Source organism: Pseudomonas sp. 2995-3 (assembly GCF_002742565.1).
Taxonomy (GTDB): domain Bacteria; phylum Pseudomonadota; class Gammaproteobacteria; order Pseudomonadales; family Pseudomonadaceae; genus Aquipseudomonas; species Aquipseudomonas edaphica.
The window spans coordinates 195,561-218,194 of record NZ_LJSB01000054.1 but is presented as its reverse complement, the minus strand read 5'-3'; the positions used below and the strand labels follow the sequence as shown (position 1 = coordinate 218,194).

The window sequence follows — 22,634 nt, the reverse complement described above, 5'->3', positions numbered from 1 at the left end:
GCCGTGTATCTGGTCAGCGCCAGATACACTGCAATACAAAGCGCACAAGGCAAAGGCTGCGGCGATGGCTAGACTGCGGCCAAGAGCATTTAACGAGGAAGGCAGCATGGATCATGTCGATCACATCCTGATCGTCGATGACGACCGGGAAATCCGCGAACTGGTGGGCAATTACCTGAAGAAAAACGGCATGCGCACCACCGTAGTCGCCGACGGCCGCCAGATGCGCAGCTTCCTCGACACTACCCCCGTGGACTTGATCGTGCTGGATATCATGATGCCCGGCGACGACGGCTTGCAGCTGTGCCGCGAACTGCGGGTGGGCAAGCACAAAGCCACGCCGGTGCTGATGCTCACGGCGCGCAACGATGAAACCGACCGCATCATCGGCCTGGAAATGGGCGCCGATGATTACCTGGTCAAGCCTTTCGCCGCGCGTGAATTGCTCGCACGCATCAATGCGGTATTGCGCCGCACACGCATGCTGCCACCGAACCTGATAGTGAGTGAAACCGGGCGGCTGATTCGCTTTGGTCGCTGGCGCCTGGACACCACCGCCCGCCACCTGCTCGACGAGGACGACACCCTGGTGGCACTCAGCGGCGCCGAATACCGTCTGTTGCGGGTGTTTCTCGACCACCCGCAGCGCGTACTCAACCGCGACCAATTGCTGAACCTGACCCAGGGGCGTGACGCCGACTTGTTCGATCGCTCCATCGACCTGCTGGTGAGCCGCTTGCGCCAACGCTTGCTGGATGACGCCCGCGAACCGGCCTATATCAAGACCGTGCGCAGCGAGGGTTATGTGTTTTCACTGCCGGTGCAAATCCTCGGGGCCGAGCAATGAGGCCATGGCGGTTTGGCTGGCCGCGCACACTGGCGTCCCAACTGTCGCTGATTTTTCTGATCAGCCTGGTGTGTGCCCATGGGTTGTCATTCAGTGCGCAGTTCTACGAGCGCTATATCAGTGCGCGCACGGTGATGCTCGGCAACCTGGAAAACGACGTGTCCACCTCGGTGGCCATCCTCGACCGCCTGCCCGCCAACGAACGCGCCAGTTGGCTGGCGCGTCTCGACCGGCAGAATTACCGGTACTTGCTCAACGCCGGCGAGGCCGGTGAACCGATGACTAGCAACGATGTGCCAATGGCCGCCACCTCGATTGCGGACGCACTGGGCGAGCATTACGCCCTGACCTTTCGCGATATTCCAGGCATCCAGAAACACTTCCAGGTGCACCTGACCCTGGCCGATGGCAACCCGATCACCCTCGACGTACGCCCCGCCGCCCTGCCCGTAGCCTATTGGTTGCCGGTGGTGCTGGTGCTGCAACTGGCGCTGCTGCTCGGCTGCACCTGGGTCGCGGTGCGCCTGGCCGTGCGCCCGCTGACACGCCTGGCCCGTGCGGTCGAAACCCTCGACCCGAACGCTCACCCCACCCCCCTGGACGAAACCGGCCCGAGTGAAGTCGCGCATGCCGCCGCGGCGTTCAATGCCATGCAACAGCGCATTGCCGAATACCTCAAGGAACGCATGCAGATCCTCGCGGCGATTTCCCATGACCTGCAAACGCCGATCACCCGCATGAAACTGCGCGCCGAGTTTATGGACGACAGCGCCGACCGCGAAAAACTGTGGAGCGACCTGAGCGAAATGGAGCACCTGGTACGTGAAGGCGTGGCGTATGCGCGCAGCGTTCACGGCGCCACCGAGGCCAGCCACCGCATTGACCTGGACGCCTTTCTCGACAGCCTGGTGTTTGACTATCAGGACATGCAAAAGCAGGTCAGCCTGCGCGGCAAAAGCGCGCTGATCCTCGACACCCGCCCCCACGCGCTGCGCCGCGTGTTGGTGAACCTGGTGGACAACGCCCTTAAATTCGCCGGCAACGCCGAGCTGGAAGTCGGCTCGACAGCCAATGGGCAGTTGTCGATCAAGGTGTTGGACCAAGGCCCCGGAATTGCCGAAGACGAATTGGCGCAGGTGCTGCAGCCGTTCTACCGGGTAGAAAGCTCACGCAATCGCGGCACCGGCGGCACCGGGCTGGGGTTGGCGATTGCCCAGCAACTGGCGGTGGCGATCGGCGGCACGCTGACCTTGAGCAATCGGGTTGAAGGCGGTTTGTGCGCCGAGATTCGTTTGAGTCTTTAGCGCACTGTTCTGTGGCGAGCAGGCTTGCCACATTGAGTGCACAGCTTTAATAAAACTTACGCATGATAATTCTGCTTTTTATAATTAGGTTAGAACCAACAGGCATTTTACAGACCCCGCCACGGCCCTTACTTTTGACCCGAGTGACCGACCCCACGCCCGGAGGAGGTGTTAATCGCGCAATCGACAAGGACAGACCATGAGCATCGAATTTATCGGTTATATCGGCGGCCATCACGCTTCCGAGATTCACCCGCGCAGCGGCCCTACCCTGCAGCCGGACTACGTCGAAACCGTGGCCCGCGCCCACGAAGCGGCCGGCTTCGACCGCGCGTTGGTGGCGTTTCATTCCAACAGCCCGGACAGCACGCTGATCGCCGCGCATGCCGCCAGCGTGACCCAAAAGCTGCAGTTCCTGATCGCCCATCGCCCAGGTTTTGCCCAGCCGACCCTGGCCGCTCGCCAGTTCGCGACCCTGGACGTGTTCAACGGCGGGCGCACGGCCGTGCATATCATCACCGGCGGCGATGACCGTGAACTGCGTGCCGATGGCAGCCATATCGGCAAGGACGAACGTTACGCACGCACCGACGAATACCTCAGCGTGGTACGCCAGGAATGGACCCACGAACAGCCTTTCGATTTTAAAGGCACCTACTACCAGGTCGAAGGCGCGCACTCGACGGTGAAGTCGCCGCAGCAACCGCATATCCCGCTGTACTTCGGCGGCTCTTCAGCGGCCGCGATTGCGGTGGCCGGCAAACATGCCGACGTGTATGCGCTGTGGGGCGAAACCTACGAGCAGGTGCGCGAAGTGGTGACCCAGGTGCGCGCAGAAGCGGCCAAGCACGGGCGCACGATTCGCTTCAGCTTGTCGTTGCGCCCGATCCTCGCGCAAACCGAGGAGCTGGCCTGGGCACGTGCCGAGACAATCCTGCAACAGGCGACCGCACTGGCTGACAAGCAGGGCTTTGTGCGCCGCGAACCACCCAACGAAGGCTCGCGCCGCTTGCTGGCAGCGGCAGCGCAAGGTTCGCGCCTGGATAAGCGCCTATGGACCGGGATCGCCGAGTTGCTGGGCGCGCAGGGCAACTCCACTTCATTGGTCGGCACCGCCGAACAAGTCGCGCAGGCATTGCTGGACTACTACGACCTGGGCATCACCACCTTCCTGATACGCGGGTTCGACCCGCTCAACGACGCAATCGACTACGGCAAGCAGCTGATCCCACTGACCCGCCAGCTGGTCGCCGAGCGCGAACAGGCCAAACAGGTCGCCTAACTAAAGAACACCACACAACCCATGTGGGAGCGGGCTTGCTCGCGAATGCGGCGGGTCAGTCAACGCAAATATTGACTGATCCACCGCATTCGCGAGCAAGCCCGCTCCCACATTTTTGATCTTCAGTGGTTTCAAGTTCAGTTTTTGTAGTCGGTATCCGTACGCTCCAACTGCCGAATCAACGCATTCCAATGCCGCGCCACACCCGGCCCTGCGCCATTGCTGAACACCTTGGCCTGCTCCTCCACCTTGGCCACCACCTCTGCCGGCGGGAAGACAAGCTCGGCATTGCCGCCTGCCTGCGCCGCGATCTGGATATTGCACGCGCGCTCCAGCCCTTGCAGTTGCTGGAAGGCGTGTTCCACGCTGATACCGGCAGTCAACAGCCCATGGTTACGCAAAATCATCACACTCTTATCGCCCAGGTCAGCCACCAAGCGCTCGCGCTCATCCAGGTCCAACGCCACGCCTTCATAACCGTGGTACGCCACGCGCCCGGAGAACGCGATGGCGTGCTGGGAGATCGGCAGCAGGCCATCCTTCTGTGCCGACACCGCAATGCCGTCGCGGGTGTGAGTGTGCAGCACCGCTTGCAGGTCATGACGCGCGCCGTGGATGGCGCTGTGGATCACGTAACCTGCGTAGTTGATACCCAGGCCGGTCGGGTCGTCGACAATCGTGCCGTCGAGGTCGACCTTGACCAGGTTGGAGGCGTTGATTTCATCGAACAACAGCCCGTAGGCGTTGATCAGGAAATGCTCATCCGGCCCCGGCACACGGGCGGAGAAGTGCGTGTAGATGTGATCGGTCCACTTATACAGCGCCGCCAGCCGATAGGCCGCCGCCAGTTTGACGCGCACCTCCCACTCTTCTGGCGTGACGCGCTGGCGGACATTGCTGGAAACGCTGGAAATCGAGGTGACACTGCTCATGGCAAAACTTCCTGGATGGCCTTAAGGACTTCCAGTCAGCCTAGGGGATGGCCAAAAATAATAATAATCACATTTTAATCTAAGCTAATTATTATTTTTTTTTATAAAAAAACCAGCTACCACATAGATCGTTCCCACGCTGCGCGTGGGAATTCAGCCCTGGACGCTCCGCGTCCCAAAGCGTGACGCAGAGCGTCACAGGAGGCATTCCCACGCAGAGCGTGGGAACGATCAGTCTGCACTCACGCAGCGTTGCGAATCTTGTGTAACGAGGCCGCCACCAGCGTCCCAAACGCATCCACCGGCCCTTGCAGGTTGCCCAGGAAGTGCGGGTAGATCAGCCACAAATCCATCACCGGTTTGAAGTCCTTGAGCGGCACCACCGCCAGTTGCTCAAGGTGCGCACTGCGCTCCAGCAGCGGCCGCGGCACCAGCCCCAGGCCCAGGCCGTCCGCCACCAGGCCCAGTTGCAACTCAGTGCCAAAGGTTTCCAGGTTCACTCGCAGCGCCAAACCCTGGTCGGACAAGGTGCGCTGCAACCCGGCACGAAAACCACAGCCATCCGGGTTGAGAATCCAGCCGCCCTGGTACACATCAGCCAACTTGCAGGGCTTTTTCGGCAACTGTGCCTTGGCACACACCACCACCAACTCCATCTTGCCGATGGACTCGCCGACAATGTTGTCCGGGAAGATCTTGCCCGCCGGGAACAACGCCACCGCCGCATCCAGCTCGCCGCGCTCGATCTTGCCGACCAGTTGGCTGCCCCACCCCGTGGCGACCTGGGCGCGCAAGTCGGGGTATTCACTGCGCAAATGCTTGAGCGCATCCAGCAGCACCACATCGCCAATGGTCTGCGGCACGCCCAGGCGCAACACGCCGGTGGGCGGCGCATCGGTGGCCACCAACTCACGCAGGGCATCCATCTCGCGCAGGATCAACCGGCATTGTTCATACACCCGCGTGCCGATCAGCGTAGGTTTGAGCGGCTTGGTGTTGCGGTCGAACAGCTCCACGCCCAGCGCCTGCTCGAAGTTCTGCACGCGGCGGGTGATGGCCGGTTGAGTCAATTGCAACGACTCGGCGGCGTGGCTGATGGACTGGCAACGAATCACTTCGACAAAGGCATCGATATCGTCAATTTTCATTTGGGCCGCACATAGAGAACAGTCATTAAGATGTGTGGCAAGCATAGTTGCCACACGGCGGTCTGGATAGCCTGCGCTGTGATCGATAACGTCTAACGCTATTCAGACCGGTTCTAAATTACCTAAAGCTATAAGCTAATCATTAAAAAATAGCATATTAACTATAAACATTATGCTTATATAAACCCATCAAGCCATCCCCATAACCGCCATGATGGAATTGCCATGACCCAGTCCCGACACCCCGAAAGACTCAGAGCCTTTATAGGCGCCCTGGCGGAACTGATCGACGGCAACCCGCGCGAAGGCGACCTGTTGCACCGTGGCGGCAAGCTGTTGGCGCAACTGGTCAGCCATGACGACTGGCTGCCCGACGAGTACGCCCAACCGGATCCCGAGCGCTACCAGCAATTTTTGCTGCATGCCGATTCGCGCCAGCGTTTCAGCATCGTCAGCTTTGTCTGGGGGCCGGGCCAGCGCACGCCGATTCACGACCATCGGGTGTGGGGCCTGATCGGCATGTTGCGTGGTGCGGAGTTCTCCCAGGGTTTTGAGCGTGCGCCCGATGGCAGCCTGGTGGCCGAAGGCACACCGGTTCAACTGCTGCCCGGACAGGTTGAGGCGGTGTCGCCCAAAATCGGCGATATCCATCAGGTCAGCAATGCCCACAGCGACCAGGTGTCGATCAGCATTCACGTGTACGGCGCCAATATTGGTGCCGTGCGCCGTGCGGTGTATCAGCCCGACGGCAGCGAGAAACTGTTTATCTCCGGTTATTCCAACGCCTACCTCCCGAATATCTGGGATTTGTCCAAAGAAAAGAGCCCTGCCCTATGACCACCGTATCGAACCACAGCTTCGCCCAGATTCGCCAGGCCCTGTTGGACCGTGAAGAAGTCGCCTTGGTCGACGTGCGCGAAGAAGCGCTCTTTGCCGAGTCGCACCCGCTGTTCGCTGCGAATATCCCGCTGTCCAAGCTGGAGCTGGAGGTGTATGCGCGCATTCCCCGTCGCGATACCCAAGTGACGGTCTATGACAATGGCGAAGGGTTGGCCGAACGTGCCGCCGCACGCCTGGTTGCGTTGGGCTACACCCAGGTCAGCTTGCTCGAAGGTGGCCTGGACGGTTGGCGCCGTGCCGGTGGCGAGCTGTTTATCGACGTCAACGTACCGAGCAAAGCCTTCGGCGAGTTGGTTGAGAGCGAGCGCCACACGCCCTCTTTGGCCGCCGAAGAAGTGCAGGCGCTGCTCGACAGCCAGGCCGATGTGGTGGTGCTCGACGCGCGCCGCTTCGACGAATACCAGACCATGAGCATTCCGACCGGCATCAGTGTGCCGGGTGCCGAACTGGTGCTACGCGCCCGTGAACTGGCACCGGACCCGGCCACCCGTATCATCGTCAACTGCGCCGGGCGCACCCGCAGCATTATCGGCACGCAGTCGCTGATCAACTCAGGCATCGCCAACCCGGTGTCGGCACTGCGTAACGGCACTATCGGCTGGACCCTGGCCGGGCAGAAACTCGCCCATGGCCAAGCGCGCCGCTTTGCGCCGACCCGCGAAGAACACCGCCAGATCGCCGCACGGGATGCGCGCAGCGTGGCCGACAAGGCGCGGGTTGGCCGCGCCACGCTCGCCGACCTGCAACGCTGGCAGCAAGAACCCAAGCGCACCACCTACCTGTTCGATGTGCGCACGCCGGAGGAATTCGAAGCCGGCCATCTGCCGGGCGCGCGCTCCACACCGGGCGGCCAGTTGGTGCAGGAAACCGACCATGTGGCCAGCGTGCGCGGAGCGCGCCTGGTGCTGGCCGATGACGACGGCGTGCGGGCGAACATGTCCGCCTCATGGCTCGCGCAATTGGGCTGGGAGGTGTACGTGCTGGACGACCTGCAAGTGGCAAACTTCAGCGAGCACGGTGCGTGGGTCGCGCCGGTGCCGGCGCCCTTGCAGGCCGAACTGATCAGCCCCCACACCCTGGCCGAGTGGCTACCCCATGGCGACACGGCGGTGCTGGATTTCACCCCCAGCGTCAACTACGTCAAACGCCATATCCCCGGTGCCTTCTGGGTCTTGCGTGCGCAATTGGCCAACGCACTGGCCAAGGTGCCGCCTGCCGAACGTTATGTGCTGACCTGCGGCACCAGCCAACTGGCGCGCCTGGCGGTCGCCGAAGTCGAAGCCATCACCGGCAAGCCGGTGTTCCTGCTGCAAGGGGGCACGCTTAACTGGATCGCCGAGAAGCTACCGCTGGAAGAAGGCGAAACCCATCTCGCGTCACCGCGTATCGACCGCTATCGCCGACCGTACGAAGGCACCGACAGCCCGAAGGAAGCCATGCAGGCGTATCTGGACTGGGAATTCGGCCTGGTCGACCAGCTGGCGCGCGATGGTACCCACGGTTTCTACGTGATCTGAACCACCTTCACGCCTGCCCCACACCGGGGCAGGCCGCACCGACCCCTTGCCAGGCGGAGGTAACCCACACTTTTTCAATTTGCCTGGGATTTATCCATCATGGTCTTTAGCACGCCCTTCAAACACCTGCTCCTTAGCAGCGCCCTGGCCCTCGGCCTGATCAGCACTGCACACGCCGCCGACTTGCAACCGCTACGCGTGGCCAACCAGAAATCCACGATCAAGGCATTGCTGGAAGCCTCTGGCGAAACCAACAACGTGCCCTATCAAATCCAGTGGTCGGAGTTCCCTTCCGCCTCGCCGCTGGGCGAAGCCCTGAACGCAGGTGCCGTCGACATTGGCGCCCTCGGCGATGCGCCGTATGTGTTCGCCTTGGGCGCCGGGGCCGCGCTCAAGGTGGTCAGCATCATCCACGCCGAAGGGCGCAACACCACCGCCCTGGTGGTGCCCAAGGACTCGCCGATCAAGACGGCCGCCGACCTCAAGGGCAAGAAAATCGTCACCGGGCGCGGCTCCATCGGGCACTACCTGGCGATCCGGGCCTTGGCCAGCGCAGGCCTGACGACCAAGGATGTGCAATTCATTTTCCTGCTGCCCGCTGAATCCCGGCTGGTACTCGATAACGGCACCGTTGATGCCTGGGCCACTTGGGATCCCTACACCACGGTGGTCACCTCACAAAGCCACGCCCGCGTCCTGGTCAGCGGCAAACAGTTGTTGAGCAACCACCTGTATTTCGCCGCCACCAGCCAGGCCATCGCCAACAAACGCCCGCAACTGGATGACTTCGTGGCCCGCGTCGACCGTGCCTACGCCTGGGCCAATACGCACCCGGATGCCTACGCTGCCGCCCAAGCCAAAATTACCGGCCTGCCATTGGCGGTGCACCTGGAGGTGGCCAAAGACACGCAACTGAACCCCGTGGTGATTGACGACAGCGTGATCAAGGGCTTGCAAGCCACCGCCGACACCTATCAACAAGAAGGCCTGTTGCCCAAGCGCATCGACGTGTCCCAGGGTTTCGACACCAGCTTTAACGCCGAACGTTTTCCCACTTCCCAAGCATCGCGCTAAGCAAGGAGCCGCACATGAGCACGCCACGTCATCTGAAACTGGGCGCTATGGTCCACGGTGTCGGTCACGGCTGGGGCGAATGGCGCCATCCGCAGGCGCAACCGAATGCGAGTACGAACTTTGGCTTCTATAAACAACAAACCGAGCTGGCCGAAGCGGCCAAGTTCGACTTCGTGTTTATCGCCGACAGCCTGCACATTCACGCCAAATCCAGCCCGCACTACCTCAACCGTTTCGAGCCGCTGACCCTTCTCTCGGCCCTTGCCGCGTTGACCACCCACATCGGCCTGGTCGCCACCGTGACCGTCAGCTACACCGAGCCCTACCAGGTGGCGCGCCAGTTCGCCTCTTTGGACCATATCAGCGGCGGCCGCGCCGGCTGGAACGTGGTCACCTCCTGGCTGAGCGGCACCGCCGACAACTTCGGCAAAGCCGAGCACCCGCCCCACGCCGTACGCTACCGCATCGCCAAGGAGCACTTGAACGTGGTCAAGGGCCTGTGGGATTCCTGGGAAGACGACGCCTTTGCCTACAACAAGCAGAGCGGCGAGTTTTTCACCCCCGAGAAGCTGCATGCGCTGAACCACAAGGGCGAGTTTTTCTCGGTCAAAGGCCCGCTGAACATCGCCCGCTCGCGTCAGGGCCAGCCGGTGATTTTCCAGGCGGGCACCTCTGAAGATGGGCGCAACTTTGCCGCCGAGCATTCCGATGCGATTTTTGTGCATGTGGAGACACTCGAAGAAGCCAAGGCGTACTCGGCTGATTTAAAACGCCGCGCCAAGGGTTTTGGCCGTGATGCGGGCAGCCTGTCGATTTTGCCGGGCATTCGTCCGATTGTCGGGCGCGATGCTGCCGAGGTGGAAAGCCGCTATCAGCAGGCCGTGGACCTGGTCACCGTCGAAGATGCGATTGTGGCGCTGGGCCGCCCGTTCAACGACCACGATTTCAGCCAATACCCGCTGGACGCACCGTTCCCGGAGCTTGGCGACCTGGGCAGCAACAGCCAGAAAGGCGGTTCTGACCGTATCAAGCAACTGGCCAGGGACGAAGGCCTGACCCTGCGCGAAGTGGCCTTGCGTTTTTCGCGGCCCAAGCGCGAGTTTGTCGGCACTCCGGAGCAGGTTGCCGATGCCATCCAAACCTGGTTCGAGTCCGGCGCCAGCGACGGCTTCATCATCAACTCGTTACTGCCCGATGGCTTGCAGTACTTCACCGAACTGGTGGTGCCGGTGCTGCAACAACGCGGGCTGTTTCGCAGCGAATACAGCGGCCAGACCTTGCGCGACAACCTGGGGCTGGAGGTGCCGACCAATCGGTACAGCGAAGTTGAAGTGCAACAGGAAGCGCTGGCATGAGTGAGCCTCTCAACCGATTAGCCAATGTGGGAGCTGGCTTGCCTGCGATAGCGGTCTCTGGGCCTGCATTGCGGGTGGCTGATACACCGCCTTCGCAGGCAAGCCAGCTCCCACACGGGCCGGCGCAATTCGACGCCCTGCTCGAACGCCTCAGTGCCGAGCTGGCCAGCAGCGCGCACCTGTATGACGAAAGCGGCGCCTTCCCCCACGCCAACTTCAAGCGGCTGCATGAACATGGCCTGGTCGCCCTCACCGTGCCCAAGGCCCTGGGTGGGGGTGGCGCCAGCTTGGCGCAGGCGCGCAAGGCCATCAGCGCGATTGCCAGGGGCGAGCCGTCTACCGCGCTGATTCTGGTGATGCAGTACCTGCAACACACACGCCTGCAAGACAGCAAAACCTGGCCGCAGCACCTGCGCGTACAAGTCGCCGAAGACGCCGTGCGCAACGGTGCATTGATCAATGCGCTGCGCGTCGAACCTGACCTGGGCACCCCGGCCCGTGGCGGGCTGCCGGCAACCACGGCGGTGCGCACCGCTGACGGCTGGCGCATCAGCGGCCGCAAGATTTACTCCACCGGCAGCCACGGCCTGAGCTGGTTCAGCGTGTGGGCGCGCAGTGATGATGCCGACCCGCTGGTGGGCGCCTGGCTGGTGCCGAAAAACAGCCCCGGCGTGAGCATCATCGACACCTGGGACCATCTGGGCATGCGCGCCACCTGCAGCCACGAAGTGGTGCTCGATAATGTCCTGGTGCCGCTGGACCATGCCGTCAGCGTCAGCCCCTGGAGCGCACCGCAACCTGAGCTGGATGGCGAGGGGTTCCTGTGGATGTCGGTGCTGCTGTCGTCGGTGTACGACGCCGTAGCCCAGGCGGCGCGGGACTGGCTGGTGAACTGGCTGGAGCAGCGCAAGCCGTCCAACCTCGGCGCCGCGCTGTCGAGCTTGCCGCGTTTTCAGGAAACCGTCGGCCATATCGACACCCTGCTGTTTGCCAACCGCAGCCTGCTCGAGGCCGCCGCCCAGGGCCACACGCCAGCCGCCAATGCGGCGCAGCTTAAATACCTGGTGACCGGCAATGCGATCCGCGCCGTGGAGCTGGCCATCGAAGCCTCGGGCAACCCTGGCCTGTCGCGCCATAGCCCGCTGCAACGGCATTACCGCGACGTGCTGTGCAGCCGCGTGCATACGCCGCAGAACGACGCGGTGCTGCAAGGTGTGGGTAAAGCGGTGTTCGCTCAACGTGCGCAACAATGAATAAGGAACGCTCATGAGTCAGGTGATTATCGCCAGCCAGCTGGACGAAGATTACAACCAGGTATTGCGCGAACGCCTTGCCTCGATCCACCCCCATGCCCAGGTGATCGGCGTGCCGGCCGGTGTACCCAGCGACCTGCCGCCCCAGGCCAATATCCTGCTGCTGCGCCCTATCAATGTGCGCGGCTACACCGCGCCCGATACTCCGCCGCCGGGCTGGCCGTATGGCGCGCAGTGGGTACACCTGGTGTCGTCGGGCATCGATTTCTACCCGCAGTGGCTGTTCAACGGCCCGCCGGTGACCACCTCACGGGGCAGTGCGGCCGATAACCTTGCCGAGTTCGCCCTGGCGGCGATCTTTGCGGCGGCCAAGCATTTGCCGGCTATCTGGGTGAAGGATGCCCAGTGGACATTCACCGCGCTGCGCCCGCTCAAGGGCAGCACATTGGGCATTCTCGGCTTTGGTGCGATCGGCAAGAGCCTGGCGCAAAAAGCCCAGGCCTTGGGGATCAACGTGGTTGCGCTGCGCCAGAGCCAGGCACCCTTTGAGGTGGACCATGTTGAGGCCGCCAAGGACATCCACGACCTGTTTGCCCGCGCCGACCACCTGGTGCTGGCGGCGCCGCTCACCGAGGCCACGCGGCATATTGTCGACCGCGATGTGCTCGGCAGCGCCAAGCCGGGATTGCACCTGATCAATATTGCGCGCGGTGGTTTGCTGGATCAGGAGGCCCTGCTGGAAGCCCTGGATAACGGTCAGATCGGCCTTGCCTCGCTGGATGTGACCGAGCCGGAGCCACTGCCGCAGGGCCACCCGTTGTACAGCCATGCGCGGGTGCGGTTGTCGCCGCATACCTCGGCGATTTCGACCAACAGCCAGCAGGAGATTGCCGATACGTTCCTGGCGAATCTGCAGCGGTATGTGGACGGTTCAACGTTGGCCAATCTTGTCGCCCCTTGAATATGTGTGGGAGCCAGCTCCCACATAAGCCAGTCTTCACAATAGATGCGTGTGGGTCAGCAACCGCTGGCCAGGCGTTCGCGCAAAAACTCCACCAGCGCCTGCACTGGCCGCGAACTTTGCCGGTGCTGCGGGTACACCGCCGACAAGGTCAGGGCTTCGGGGGCGAAGTCGTCCAGCAGGGTTACCAAGCGCCCGTCTTTCAACGCCTCGGCAACAATAAAAGTCGGCAGGTAGGTCACGCCCAACCCGGCGATTGCGGTGTCGCGCAGCAATTCGCCATTGTTCACGCGCATGCGTCCACTGACATTGAGCGCCTGCAACTTGCCTTTGAAGCGCCATTGCACTTGGCGGCCATGGCCATAGGGCAGGCAGTCATGATCAGCCAGGTCTTCGGGCTTGAGCGGCGTACCCCGGGCGGCGAGGTAATCAGGGCTGGCGCAATACACTCGCTGCACACTGGCGATGCGCCGGGCAATCAGGGTTGAGTCTTCCAGCGTGCCGATGCGCAAGACCAGGTCGTAGCCCTCGCCGATCAGGTCCACCGGGCGATCACTCAAGTCGACTTCCACCGACACCTGCGGGTGGCGTTGCAGGAACTGCGGCAACAGGCAGCCCAGATGGGCCATGGCAAACGACAACGGCGCGCTGAGCCGAATCGTGCCCCGCGGTTCGCTGTTCTGGCCGGCGATGCCCTGCTCCACTTGCTCGACTTCACCGAGCAGGCGCAAAGCGGATTCGTAATAACTCTGGCCCAGTGGCGTGACGTCCAGCCGACGCGTGGAGCGGTTGAGCAGGCGCACGCCGAGGCGGTCTTCCAACTGGATAAGGCGGCGGCTGACGAACTGCTTGGACAGGCCGAGTTGCTCGGCGGCGGCGGTGAAGCTGCCGGACTCCATGACCTGGCAAAACAGGCGCATGTCTTCGAAGGGGTTCATTGTCGCTTCTCGGTGGACATTTGGCTGGTTTATAGCCTGTCAGCCGCTACGACACAATCAAATGCAGGAGGGGCTTGCCCCCTCCTACAGGGTTAATCTACCCCTTCAAACGCAGCTTACTTGGCCGTAAACGCCGAGTAGCTGTTCATCAGGTTACGGTAGTTCGGAATGCGCGGCGACAGCAGGTTGGCCAGGCCTTCCATGTCGTTGCGCCAGTCAACTTGCAGTTCACAGGCGACAGAGAACCAGTTCACCAATTGTGCGCCGGCGGCCGTCATGCGTGCCCAAGCGGCTTGTTGCACGGTTTCGTTGAAGGTACCCGAGGCGTCGGTCACCACGAACACCTCAAAGCCTTCAGCGAGGGCGCACAGGGTCGGGAACGCGACGCACACATCCGTTACCACGCCGGCAATGATGATCTGCTTGCGGCCGGTGGCCTTGACGGCCTTGACGAAATCTTCGTTGTCCCACGCGTTGATCTGGCCAGGGCGGGCGATGTAAGGCGCGTCCGGGAACAGCGCCTTGAGTTCCGGAACCAACGGACCGTTAGGGCCACTTTCAAAACTGGTGGTGAGGATGGTCGGCAGGTTGAAGAACTTGGCCACGTCGGCCAGGGCCAACACGTTGTTCTTGAACTCGTTCGGAGAGAAGTCTTGCACCAGGGAAATCAGGCCGGTCTGGTGATCGACCAGCAATACAACGGCGTCATCTTTGTTCAAGCGCTTGTAAGTCATGGGTGAACTCCTTTGGGTGTTTTTAAAATCAGAAGGCAAAGCACGAGCAACCAAACGCGCCCCAGAAACCCTGGAAATCGCTGACCGGTACGCTGGAGAGCCGCGCTTTTTCATGGCCGTGGGCATGCACGCCGCACGGTCCGCTGCAGTGGTGTACTTGCGCTTGCACCGGTGAACCTGGGCGCCAGTGCCCCGGCACCTTGACCACCGGCGACCAGTCCGGCAGCACCGGTACTTGGGGCGGGGCGAAATCTTCGAAGTCGCCGGCGCCGTACACCACCTTGCCGCCGACCACGGTCAGTACCGACTCGATCCATTTGATGGCTTCTTCATCGACGCTGAAGAAGTCCGCCGAGAGTGCCGCCACATCCGCCAACTGGCCGACCTTGATCTGGCCCTTCTTGCCCTGCTCCGAGGAGAACCAGGCGCTGCCGTGGGTGAACAACTCCAGCGCGGTGAGGCGCGGCAGGCCTTCGGCGTGCAGCTCCAGGCCGCCGACGGTGCGGCCGCTGACCATCCAGTACAGCGAAGTCCAGGGGTTGTAGCTCGAGACCCGCGTGGCGTCGGTGCCCGCCCCTACCGGCACGCCTTCGGCCAGCATGCGCTTGATCGGTGGCGTGGCTTCGGCGGCCTTGGCGCCGTAGCGCTCGACAAAATATTCGCCCTGGAACGCCATGCGGTCCTGGATCGCGATACCACCGCCCAAGGCCCGGACGCGCTCGATGTTTTTCGGCGTAATGGTTTCGGCGTGGTCGAAGAACCACGGCAGACCATTGAACGGAATGTCGCGGTTGACCTTCTCGAACACATCGAGCATGCGCGAGATGGATTCGTCGTACGTGGCGTGCAGCCGGAACGGCCAGCGCTGCTCAACCAAATGGCGCACCACCGGTTCCAGTTCCTGCTCCATGGTCAACGGCAGGTCGGGGCGTGGCTCAAGGAAATCTTCGAAGTCCGCCGCCGAAAACACCAGCATCTCGCCTGCGCCGTTGTGGCGCAGGTAATCGTCGCCCTGGTGCAGGGTGACGCTGCCGGTCCAGTGCTTGAAGTCGCTGAGTTCTTCCTTGGGCTTTTGCGTGAACAGGTTGTAGGCGATGCGCACCGTCAGCTGTTGGTCCTTGGCCAGTTGTTCAATGACCGCGTAGTCATCGGGGTAGTTCTGGAAACCACCGCCGGCGTCGATGGCGCTGGTGAGGCCCAGGCGATTGAGTTCACGCATGAACTGGCGGGTCGAATTGACCTGGTATTCGAGCGGCAGTTTCGGGCCCTTGGCCAGGGTTGCATACAAGATCATCGCGTTGGGACGCGCCACCAGCATGCCGGTGGGGTTGCCGTTGCTGTCGCGCACAATCTCGCCGCCCGGCGGGTTCGGCGTGTCCTTGGTGTAACCGGCCACGCGCAGGGCGGCGCGGTTGAGCAAGGCACGGTCATACAGGTGCAGCACGAACACCGGCGTATCTGGCGCGGCCTGATTCAACTCTTCCAGGGTCGGCATGCGTTTTTCGGCGAACTGGAATTCGTTCCAGCCCCCCACCACACGCACCCATTGCGGCGTCGGCGTGCGATCGGCTTGATCCTTGAGCATGCGCAACGCATCGGCCAGTGACGGCACGCCTTCCCAGCGCAGTTCAAGGTTGTAGTTCAGCCCGCCACGGATCAGGTGCAAGTGCGAGTCGTTAAGGCCGGGGATCACGGTGCGGCCCTTGAGGTCGATGACCTGGGTGCCGCTGCCGCGCAGGGCCATGGCCTCGCCGTCGGTGCCGACCGCGACAAAGCGGCCCTTGTGGATTGCGACCGCAGTGGCCCGTGGGTTTTCGCGGTCCACGGTGTGGAACTGGCCATTGAACAGAATCAGATCGGCGTTCATAGGGTGTCCTTTACAGAGGCTTCAAGCCAGGGAGCGAACAGGCGGGTGGCGGCCGGCATCAGCAGGTAAACCACCAGCAACACAATGGTCAGGGTCACCAAAAAAGTGGAAACCACATAGTTGGACAGGAACGGGTGCAGACGCAGGATCGGCCCCCAGATAAACGGCAGCAGCAGGGTTTGCGGCAGAATCACGCACAGGCTGACCACCGCCTGCTTCCAGCGCGGCGGTTTGGCGGCGCTGTCGGCCAGTGGCGCGAACCAGAACTCATTAGCCGCACCGATTTCGGTTTTGTCGCCGTCGGCCAGCATCGGCGCCGCTTCAGCGATCAGCGCCTGGCGTTCGGGGGAGTCGAGCCAGCGTTGCAGCGCGTCGGTGGAGCGATAGCGCAAGACGCAGGTAAACAGTGCTTGCCCGCCCTGCTTGCCGCGCACCACATCCACACCGAGGTGGCCGGGCCGCTCGCCGGCGATGCGCACGATGCGCCGCAGCCAGGCCTCGTAATCGGCTTCACGGCCGGCCTTGATCAGGTGTTTGACGACCAGGGTGACGACTTCGTCGGGGCTGGTTTCAGGTGTCGGGTCCATACGGTGTGATTCCCCCTGGAAAGCTAAGCGATGGGGGGAGTCTGGCGGGGAACGGGGGGCAGGAATTGGATGTTTGTGCTGTTTCGCCTGGCGCGCTCACGCCACACGCGCCATATGCTCACTGATGCGCGAGCGCAACCAGCGCTCCGCCGGGTCGTTGTCATGCACGCCGCTCCAGACCATCGACAATTCCGAGGCTTCAATTGCGAACGGCGGGTCCTCGGCGCGCAGCACCGTGCCTTCGGTCAAGGCACAGGCGGCGTAGTCGGGCACTGTCGCGATGATTTGCGTGCCCGCCAACAGTGCGCGCAAGCCGCTGAACTGGGGTACCGCCAGCACCACCCTGCGCGCCCGGCCGATGCGCGCCAGGTCAAGGTCGATATTGCCGCTCAAGTCCCCCGAGAACGACACCATAGCGTGGGGCCGCGTGCAGTAGTCATCCAGTGTCAACGGCGCCGCGCCGTCGTCGCCGCGCAGCACCTTGCAGGGAATGTCCCGCAGCTTCTTGCGCTTGGCATTGGCCGGCAGTTCGGTGGTGTAGCTGACGCCCACGGAAATCTCGCCACTGGCCAGCAACGAAGACATCAACAGGTAATTGGCGCGGCGTACCACCACGATGATCCCCGGTGCCTCTTCGCGCAGCTGGCTGAGCAACGGCGGGAACAGACCGAACTCGGCATCATCGGACAGGCCGATTCGAAACACCGCGCAGCTGGTGGAAGGGTCGAAATCCTTGGCGCGGCTGACCGCGCCTGAAATGGTGTCCATCGCCGGTTGCAGCTCCTTGAGTATCGCCACCGCCCGTGGCGTGGGCTCCATGCCGCGCCCGTTGCGCAGCAGCAATGGGTCGTCGAACAAGTCGCGCAGGCGCCCGAGCGCGGCACTCACGGCCGGCTGGCCCATGAAGAGTTTTTCGGCGACCCGGGTCAGGTTCTTCTCGAACATCAGCGCCTCGAAAATCACCAACAGGTTCATGTCGACGCGGCGCAGGTCGTTGCGGTTCATGGCGGTATCCAAACGGTTATCAGGCCGTCAGGTAAGCATGTCGCACGGATCGACGATTGCATGCCTGTGCTGTCTTTTCCGGGCGCGCACCTGGCGAAATTAACAACGATTAACTCGCCAGCCAGACGGCCCGGCGCCAAAAATACAGCGGTCTACACTGCATCCATTCACCGGGAACGCTCCCATCGACTACGGATATTTGTCATGGCCCGACTTGATGACTGTGCCCCTCGCCTTGGCGTCACCGGTGGCTTGTGCCCCCGGCGCGAGCGAGTTGCCAAGCAACTGATCCTCGCCAACCTCGGCGAAAGCCTGGCAATTGCCGACTTGGCGCAGGCCTGTGCGCTGTCGCGCAGCCATTTTTCCCGTGCGTTCAAGTGCACCACCGGGCTGTCGCCCCAGGAGTGGATTCGCCAACAGCGCATTCAGCGGGCCAAGGAACTGATCACCGGATCGTCCCTGAGCCTGACCCAGATCAGCGTCGAATGCGGCTTCTGCGACCAGGCGCACTTCTGCCATATGTTCACGCGCAGCGAGGGCGTGAACCCGATGACCTGGCGAAGTCACCACATCCGTCAAAAATCACAGGTGATTGCAGCCTAGTGGTCTGCACCGGCCTGGAATATGCTGGCCAAACTCTTTTCCTGAACAGGGGCCACTATGCGTGACCTCAACGACCAGGCCGTGCATTTCGGTCCCTACCGTGTCCACCCGCGCCAGCGCCTGGTGCTGGAGGCTGGCCGCCCCTTGCGCCTGAGCCGACGCGCGCTAGAAATCTTGCTGATTTTGCTGGAGCACGCCGGCAATGTGGTGAGCAAGCAGGAACTGATCACGCGGGTATGGCCCAAAACGGTGGTCGAAGACGGCAACCTGCGTGTGCATATGGCCGCGTTGCGCAAGGCCCTGGGCGATGGCCAGGCCGGGCAGCGCTATATCGTCACCGTCGCCCAGCGCGGTTACAGCTTTGTCGCCCCCCTGAGCATTGAACCGATGACGACAGCCATCGACGGTATTCCCCACAACCAGGGCCATAACCTGCCGCTGCGCCGTACGCGGATGATTGGCCGCCAGGTGTTGATCGACGCACTGGTGCAGCAACTGCCGCAGCAACGCTTCATCACCCTGACCGGCGCGGGCGGTATCGGCAAGACCACCGTGGCGCTGCGTGTGGCGGAATTATTGATCGGCCATTACCGCGACGGCATTCACCTGCTGGATCTGGCGCCGCTCAGCGCGCCGTCAATGATCCTGCCCAACCTGGCCGCCCTGCTCCACCTCGCACCCACCGAACATGACCCGCTGCTGACCTTGGCCCGAAGCCTGCACGCGCGGCAGTTGCTGCTGGTGATCGACAACTGCGAACACCTGCTGGACGACATCGCGCTGATCAGCGAAACCTTACTGCGTCACCTGCCACACCTGCACATTTTGGCCACCAGCCGCGAAGCCCTGCGCGCCGAGGGCGAGTACGTGCAACGCCTGGAGCCGCTGGCCTGCCCACCCGCCACCGGGAACCGCGCCCAGGCCCTCGGCTACCCGGCCTTGCAACTGCTGATCGAGCGTGCCATGTCGCACCAGGACAGTTTTGAGCTCAGCGAGGCGCAACTGCCCCTGGCGATCGAGATCTGCAAGCGCCTGGACGGCATTCCCCTGGCAATCGAATTGGTCGCCACGCAGATCGAGCGCTTCGGCTTGCCGGGTTTGCTGGTGCAGATGGAGGACAATCTGCGCCTGCTCAACCGTGGCCTGCGCAGCGACCTGCCCCGCCAGCAAACCTTGCGCGCCACGCTGGATTGGAGTTTTAACCTGCTCACCGCGTGCGAACAGATCTGCCTGCGCCGCCTCGCGGTGTTTCGCGGCGGGTTCAGCCTGGCAAGCGCGGCGGCGGTGATCGCCGGGGAGCAGATCGCACCGGCCGAAGTGCTGGGTTCGATCACCCAACTGGTGGCCAAGTCGCTGCTCAACGTCGAGGCCGGCGATGATGACATGGTCTATCGTCTGCTGGATGTCACCCGCAGCTATGCCCTGGAAAAGCTCGACCACGCAGCTGAACTCGACAGCACACGCGAACGCCATGCGGCGCGCTGTCTGGCGCTGATGGATCAGGCGCGGGAAGACTGGGAATTCACTGCCACCGAGCTGTGGATCAACCGTTATGCGCCGTTGCGCGAGGACATTCGCGCCGCCCTCGACTGGGGCTTGGGCGAACACGGCGCGCACCTGCTGGGCATTCGCCTGACGGTCAGCGCCATGCCCTTGTGGCAGGAGTTGTCGCTGCTGCGCGAACATGGGCTGTACGTAGACCAGGCGCTGGCGCTGATGCCGCAATCGGGCGCGCCCTGCACGCAGTTGACCATGCAACTGCAACTGGCCCTGGGCAGCCTGTCCTATCACGCCTTGGGCGGCGCACCGCAGACCATCGCTGCGTTTGTGGCGGCCCGGCGCCTGGCGCAAGCGCTCCAAGACAATGGGGGCCAGTTGCGAGCCGTCTCCGGGCACATGGCGGTCAACCTGTGTGCCGGCCGCTACCGTGAGGCGCTGGAGCAGAGCATGCAGTTCGACCGCCTCGACCCGCGCACCGATCCGCTGCTGGATTTGAGTGCCCAGCGCTTACGGGTACTGGCCCAGCATTTCGCGGGCAACCAGGTCCTGGCCCTGCACAATGCCGAACAAGTACTACAGCGCATGGCCCACAGTGGCCATCTCAACCGTTTCACCCATGGCTTTGGCGTGCAATACGACCAGAGTGTGGCGTCGCTGACGGTGCTGGCGCGCATCCTGTGGCTGCGCGGGTTTCCAGAGCGGGCCGCACGAATGGCAAACCAGGCGCTGGAGCTGGCGTTGCAGATCAACCACGGCACCTCTATCTGCTACACCCTGGCCCTGGCCAGCGTACCGATTGCCCACTACAACGGTGGCAGCGGCGCGGCGCACGCGCTGCTGGCGCTGTTGCTGGAGCACTCACAGAAACATTCGGTGCAGTTGTTTCATACCTGGGCGCGGCATTACGAGGGCACCGCACCCCATGCGACATTGCAAGGCCTGGGCCTGGTTCAGGACATACTGGTGACCTTCAATGCCGCGCAGGTAGATGACACGGTATTTGAGCGCGCCAGAAACGGCGCGGCCGGTTGGTGCACGGCCGAGATTCTCAGGGTGCGCGCCGAGGCCCTGCCCGACCTGCGCGCGCGCGAATCGCTGCTGCTGGAGGCATTGGGCTTGGCGCACGAGCAAGGCGCACTGGCCTGGCAGTTGCGCTGCGCGACCTCACTGGCTTGCCTGTGGCAAAGCCAGGGCCGTGTGCGGGCAGCACGTGAGCTGTTGAATTCGGTCTACGGGCAATTTACCGAAGGCTATGCCACCCAGGATCTAGTCCGCGTGCGCAGCCTGCTCGACCAGTTGCAGGACAAACGGCCGGCCTGAAAATGGCCCCAGATAATGCCCATAGCCCTGCTGCAAACGCGCCACCTGCAACGGGTCACGCAGCTGCGCCAGGGCGTAGCTGCGCACACTGTTGAGCAGCCGATAGCGCCGCGGGCCGGGGCCGGGCTCGACCACCAGGGAAGACATCGCGACCAGGCGTGCCAGCAGGTAAGCCAGGTCGGCGTGCGCAAGTTCAGTGCCGGCCACCAGTTCGGTCAAGGCCGGCAACGTCACCGCGCTTTTGAACAGCGCCAATTGCAGGAACAGCCAACGCTGCGGCAGGCTCAGGCGTTGATACGTCCAATCCAGCGCCGCCGTCAGCGACTGATGGCGCTCGACCGCCGTGCGTCGGCCACGCCTTAACACTTGCACGCCGTTGTGTAACTGCTTTTGCAACCCGCGTATTCCCAGGGCTTCAACCTGGGCCGCCGCCAGTTCCAGCGCCAGCGGGATGCCGTCCAGACGCCGGCAGATATCGCACAACGGCGCCAGGTCCTCAGACCGCAGTACAAATCCCTGCTGACCGGCACGCACCCGCGCCACAAACAATTGCAGGGCCGGATACAGCATGGCCTGCTCGACACCACCCCGGTCAGCCGATGTCGGCAGCGCCAGCCGTGGCACGTGGTGCACCCATTCGCCGGGCACCTGCAAGGTTTCGCGGCTGGTCAGCAGCACGCTCACCTGAGGCGCCCTGGCTTGCAGTGTATGCACCAGATGACGGCAGGCGCCCAGCAACAAATCGGCATTATCGAGCACCAGCAACAGTTGCCGGGCGGCCAATTGCTCGCACAGTGCATGGGCGCCGACACAGGGTTGGAGGTGCAGGGTTTCGCTCAGGTAGTCCAGCAACCGGTTCGGCGCCTGCACAGTTGCCAGGTCCAGCCACCACACGCCATCGCGATAACGCGGCAACACCCGTTCGGCCAGCGCCAGTGCCAGGGTGCTCTTGCCGATGCCGGCGCAGCCGGTGAGCATCATCAGCCGTTGGCCGCCCAGGCGTCTCACCAGGCTGCCCAGCAGTTCGTCGCGGCCGATCACTGGGCTGAGCCGTGCGGCCAGATTGTGCCGAAGCCGCGGTGACGGCACCGGTGACGGCGCCACGAAGCAGTAGCCGCGTTGCGGTTCATTGAGGATATAGCGTTGTCCGTCCAGCGCACGACGCAGGGCGGCGATGTGCACGCGCAAATTATTGTCTTCCACCACGCTGTTCGGCCAGACCCGGCCGATCAAGGTGTCCTTGCTGACAAATTGCCCCGGCGTCTCCAACAGTATCGCGAGGATATCCAGCGCACGCCCACCCAATGGCACCGGCTGGCCGGTCTTGCTGACCAGACGTTGATCACGATGAAAGGTATAGGGGCCGAAGCTCACCGAGTGTGCATTGTTCATCTGCTGACAGCGCTGGAACACCCGGCCTTGGGCGCCTGCGCCTCCTTTCAAGGGGCCTGGGGCTATCTTGCCAGCTATGCGTGACAGGACAATGCTGGCACAGGGAGCGACACGG

Annotated in this window: 19 protein-coding genes; 11 read left to right on the top strand and 8 right to left on the bottom strand. The window is 62.8% G+C overall.

Annotation, left to right across the window (positions count from 1 at the left end):
- The first annotated feature begins 106 nt into the window (after positions 1–106).
- The 3 genes from AOA62_RS02840 to AOA62_RS02830 all read left to right on the top strand — a co-directional run bounded on the left by AOA62_RS02840 (position 107) and on the right by AOA62_RS02830 (position 3,433).
- Complete coding sequence (locus AOA62_RS02840) at positions 107–847, top strand: response regulator (protein WP_017137769.1); 741 nt, start codon at positions 107–109, stop codon at positions 845–847.
- Entirely contained in the window at positions 844–2,151 is a 1,308-nt protein-coding gene (locus AOA62_RS02835; RefSeq protein WP_017137768.1) for an ATP-binding protein, read from the top strand. The genes AOA62_RS02840 and AOA62_RS02835 overlap by 4 nt, the downstream gene beginning before the upstream one ends.
- 199 nt (positions 2,152–2,350) lie before the next feature.
- The gene (locus AOA62_RS02830; RefSeq protein WP_017137767.1) at positions 2,351–3,433 is read left to right on the top strand and encodes an LLM class flavin-dependent oxidoreductase; all 1,083 of its coding nucleotides are present in this window, start codon (positions 2,351–2,353) and stop codon (positions 3,431–3,433) included.
- Between the two features lie 137 nt (positions 3,434–3,570).
- On the opposite strand, the gene AOA62_RS02820 is transcribed toward AOA62_RS02830, so the two are convergent.
- Together AOA62_RS02820 and AOA62_RS02815 are read right to left on the bottom strand one after the other, a co-directional pair.
- A complete protein-coding gene (locus tag AOA62_RS02820) occupies positions 3,571–4,365 on the bottom strand; it encodes a class II aldolase/adducin family protein (RefSeq protein ID WP_099547773.1) in 795 nt (264 codons plus the stop codon).
- Positions 4,366–4,607: 242 nt separating this feature from the next.
- Positions 4,608–5,513, bottom strand: a complete 906-nt coding sequence (locus AOA62_RS02815) for a LysR family transcriptional regulator (RefSeq protein ID WP_017137765.1) — start codon at positions 5,511–5,513, stop codon at positions 4,608–4,610.
- A 225-nt stretch (positions 5,514–5,738) separates the two neighbouring features.
- Between AOA62_RS02815 and AOA62_RS02810 the strand changes: the two genes are divergently transcribed.
- From AOA62_RS02810 to AOA62_RS02785, 6 genes are all read left to right on the top strand, one after another.
- Positions 5,739–6,350 (top strand): cysteine dioxygenase, encoded by a 612-nt coding sequence (locus AOA62_RS02810; protein WP_017137764.1) that lies wholly within the window; start codon positions 5,739–5,741, stop codon positions 6,348–6,350.
- Positions 6,347–7,930 carry a rhodanese-related sulfurtransferase gene (locus AOA62_RS02805; RefSeq protein ID WP_099547772.1) on the top strand — a complete coding sequence of 528 codons (1,584 nt, stop codon included), beginning with the start codon at positions 6,347–6,349 and terminating at the stop codon, positions 7,928–7,930. The genes AOA62_RS02810 and AOA62_RS02805 overlap by 4 nt, the downstream gene beginning before the upstream one ends.
- A 99-nt stretch (positions 7,931–8,029) precedes the next feature.
- Complete coding sequence (locus tag AOA62_RS02800; RefSeq protein WP_099547771.1) at positions 8,030–9,004, top strand: ABC transporter substrate-binding protein; 975 nt, start codon at positions 8,030–8,032, stop codon at positions 9,002–9,004.
- Positions 9,005–9,018: 14 nt separating this feature from the next.
- A complete protein-coding gene (locus AOA62_RS02795; RefSeq protein ID WP_099547770.1) occupies positions 9,019–10,359 on the top strand; it encodes an LLM class flavin-dependent oxidoreductase in 1,341 nt (446 codons plus the stop codon).
- Positions 10,356–11,612, top strand: coding sequence for an acyl-CoA dehydrogenase family protein (locus AOA62_RS02790; RefSeq protein WP_236447404.1), 1,257 nt, complete (start codon positions 10,356–10,358; stop codon positions 11,610–11,612). The genes AOA62_RS02795 and AOA62_RS02790 overlap by 4 nt, the downstream gene beginning before the upstream one ends.
- Before the next feature lie 13 nt (positions 11,613–11,625).
- On the top strand, positions 11,626–12,573 hold the full coding sequence (locus AOA62_RS02785) for a D-isomer specific 2-hydroxyacid dehydrogenase family protein (RefSeq protein ID WP_017137759.1): 948 nt from the start codon (positions 11,626–11,628) through the stop codon (positions 12,571–12,573).
- Between the two features lie 56 nt (positions 12,574–12,629).
- On the opposite strand, the gene AOA62_RS02780 is transcribed toward AOA62_RS02785, so the two are convergent.
- The 5 genes from AOA62_RS02780 to AOA62_RS02760 all read right to left on the bottom strand — a co-directional run bounded on the left by AOA62_RS02780 (position 12,630) and on the right by AOA62_RS02760 (position 17,704).
- On the bottom strand, positions 12,630–13,511 hold the full coding sequence (locus AOA62_RS02780; protein WP_099547768.1) for a LysR family transcriptional regulator: 882 nt from the start codon (positions 13,509–13,511) through the stop codon (positions 12,630–12,632).
- Between the two features lie 116 nt (positions 13,512–13,627).
- Complete coding sequence (gene ycaC, locus AOA62_RS02775; RefSeq protein ID WP_017137757.1) at positions 13,628–14,245, bottom strand: isochorismate family cysteine hydrolase YcaC; 618 nt, start codon at positions 14,243–14,245, stop codon at positions 13,628–13,630.
- A 28-nt stretch (positions 14,246–14,273) separates the two neighbouring features.
- Positions 14,274–16,112, bottom strand: a complete 1,839-nt coding sequence (locus tag AOA62_RS02770) for an amidohydrolase (RefSeq protein WP_099547767.1) — start codon at positions 16,110–16,112, stop codon at positions 14,274–14,276.
- Entirely contained in the window at positions 16,109–16,699 is a 591-nt protein-coding gene (locus tag AOA62_RS02765; protein WP_017137755.1) for an antibiotic biosynthesis monooxygenase, read from the bottom strand. Before AOA62_RS02765 ends, AOA62_RS02770 begins: the two co-directional genes overlap by 4 nt.
- Before the next feature lie 96 nt (positions 16,700–16,795).
- Complete coding sequence (locus tag AOA62_RS02760; protein ID WP_017137754.1) at positions 16,796–17,704, bottom strand: LysR substrate-binding domain-containing protein; 909 nt, start codon at positions 17,702–17,704, stop codon at positions 16,796–16,798.
- Positions 17,705–17,908: 204 nt separating this feature from the next.
- Between AOA62_RS02760 and AOA62_RS02755 the strand changes: the two genes are divergently transcribed.
- Both AOA62_RS02755 and AOA62_RS02750 read left to right on the top strand, forming a co-directional pair.
- Positions 17,909–18,307, top strand: a complete 399-nt coding sequence (locus AOA62_RS02755; RefSeq protein WP_017137753.1) for a helix-turn-helix domain-containing protein — start codon at positions 17,909–17,911, stop codon at positions 18,305–18,307.
- Between the two features lie 57 nt (positions 18,308–18,364).
- Entirely contained in the window at positions 18,365–21,127 is a 2,763-nt protein-coding gene (locus AOA62_RS02750) for a winged helix-turn-helix domain-containing protein (protein WP_099547766.1), read from the top strand.
- On the opposite strand, the gene AOA62_RS02745 is transcribed toward AOA62_RS02750, so the two are convergent.
- Positions 21,074–22,519: a winged helix-turn-helix domain-containing protein gene (locus AOA62_RS02745; protein ID WP_236461720.1), complete on the bottom strand. Its 1,446-nt coding sequence runs from the start codon at positions 22,517–22,519 to the stop codon at positions 21,074–21,076. The two genes, AOA62_RS02750 and AOA62_RS02745, sit on opposite strands and share 54 nt — an antisense overlap.
- Positions 22,520–22,634: the final 115 nt, after the last annotated feature.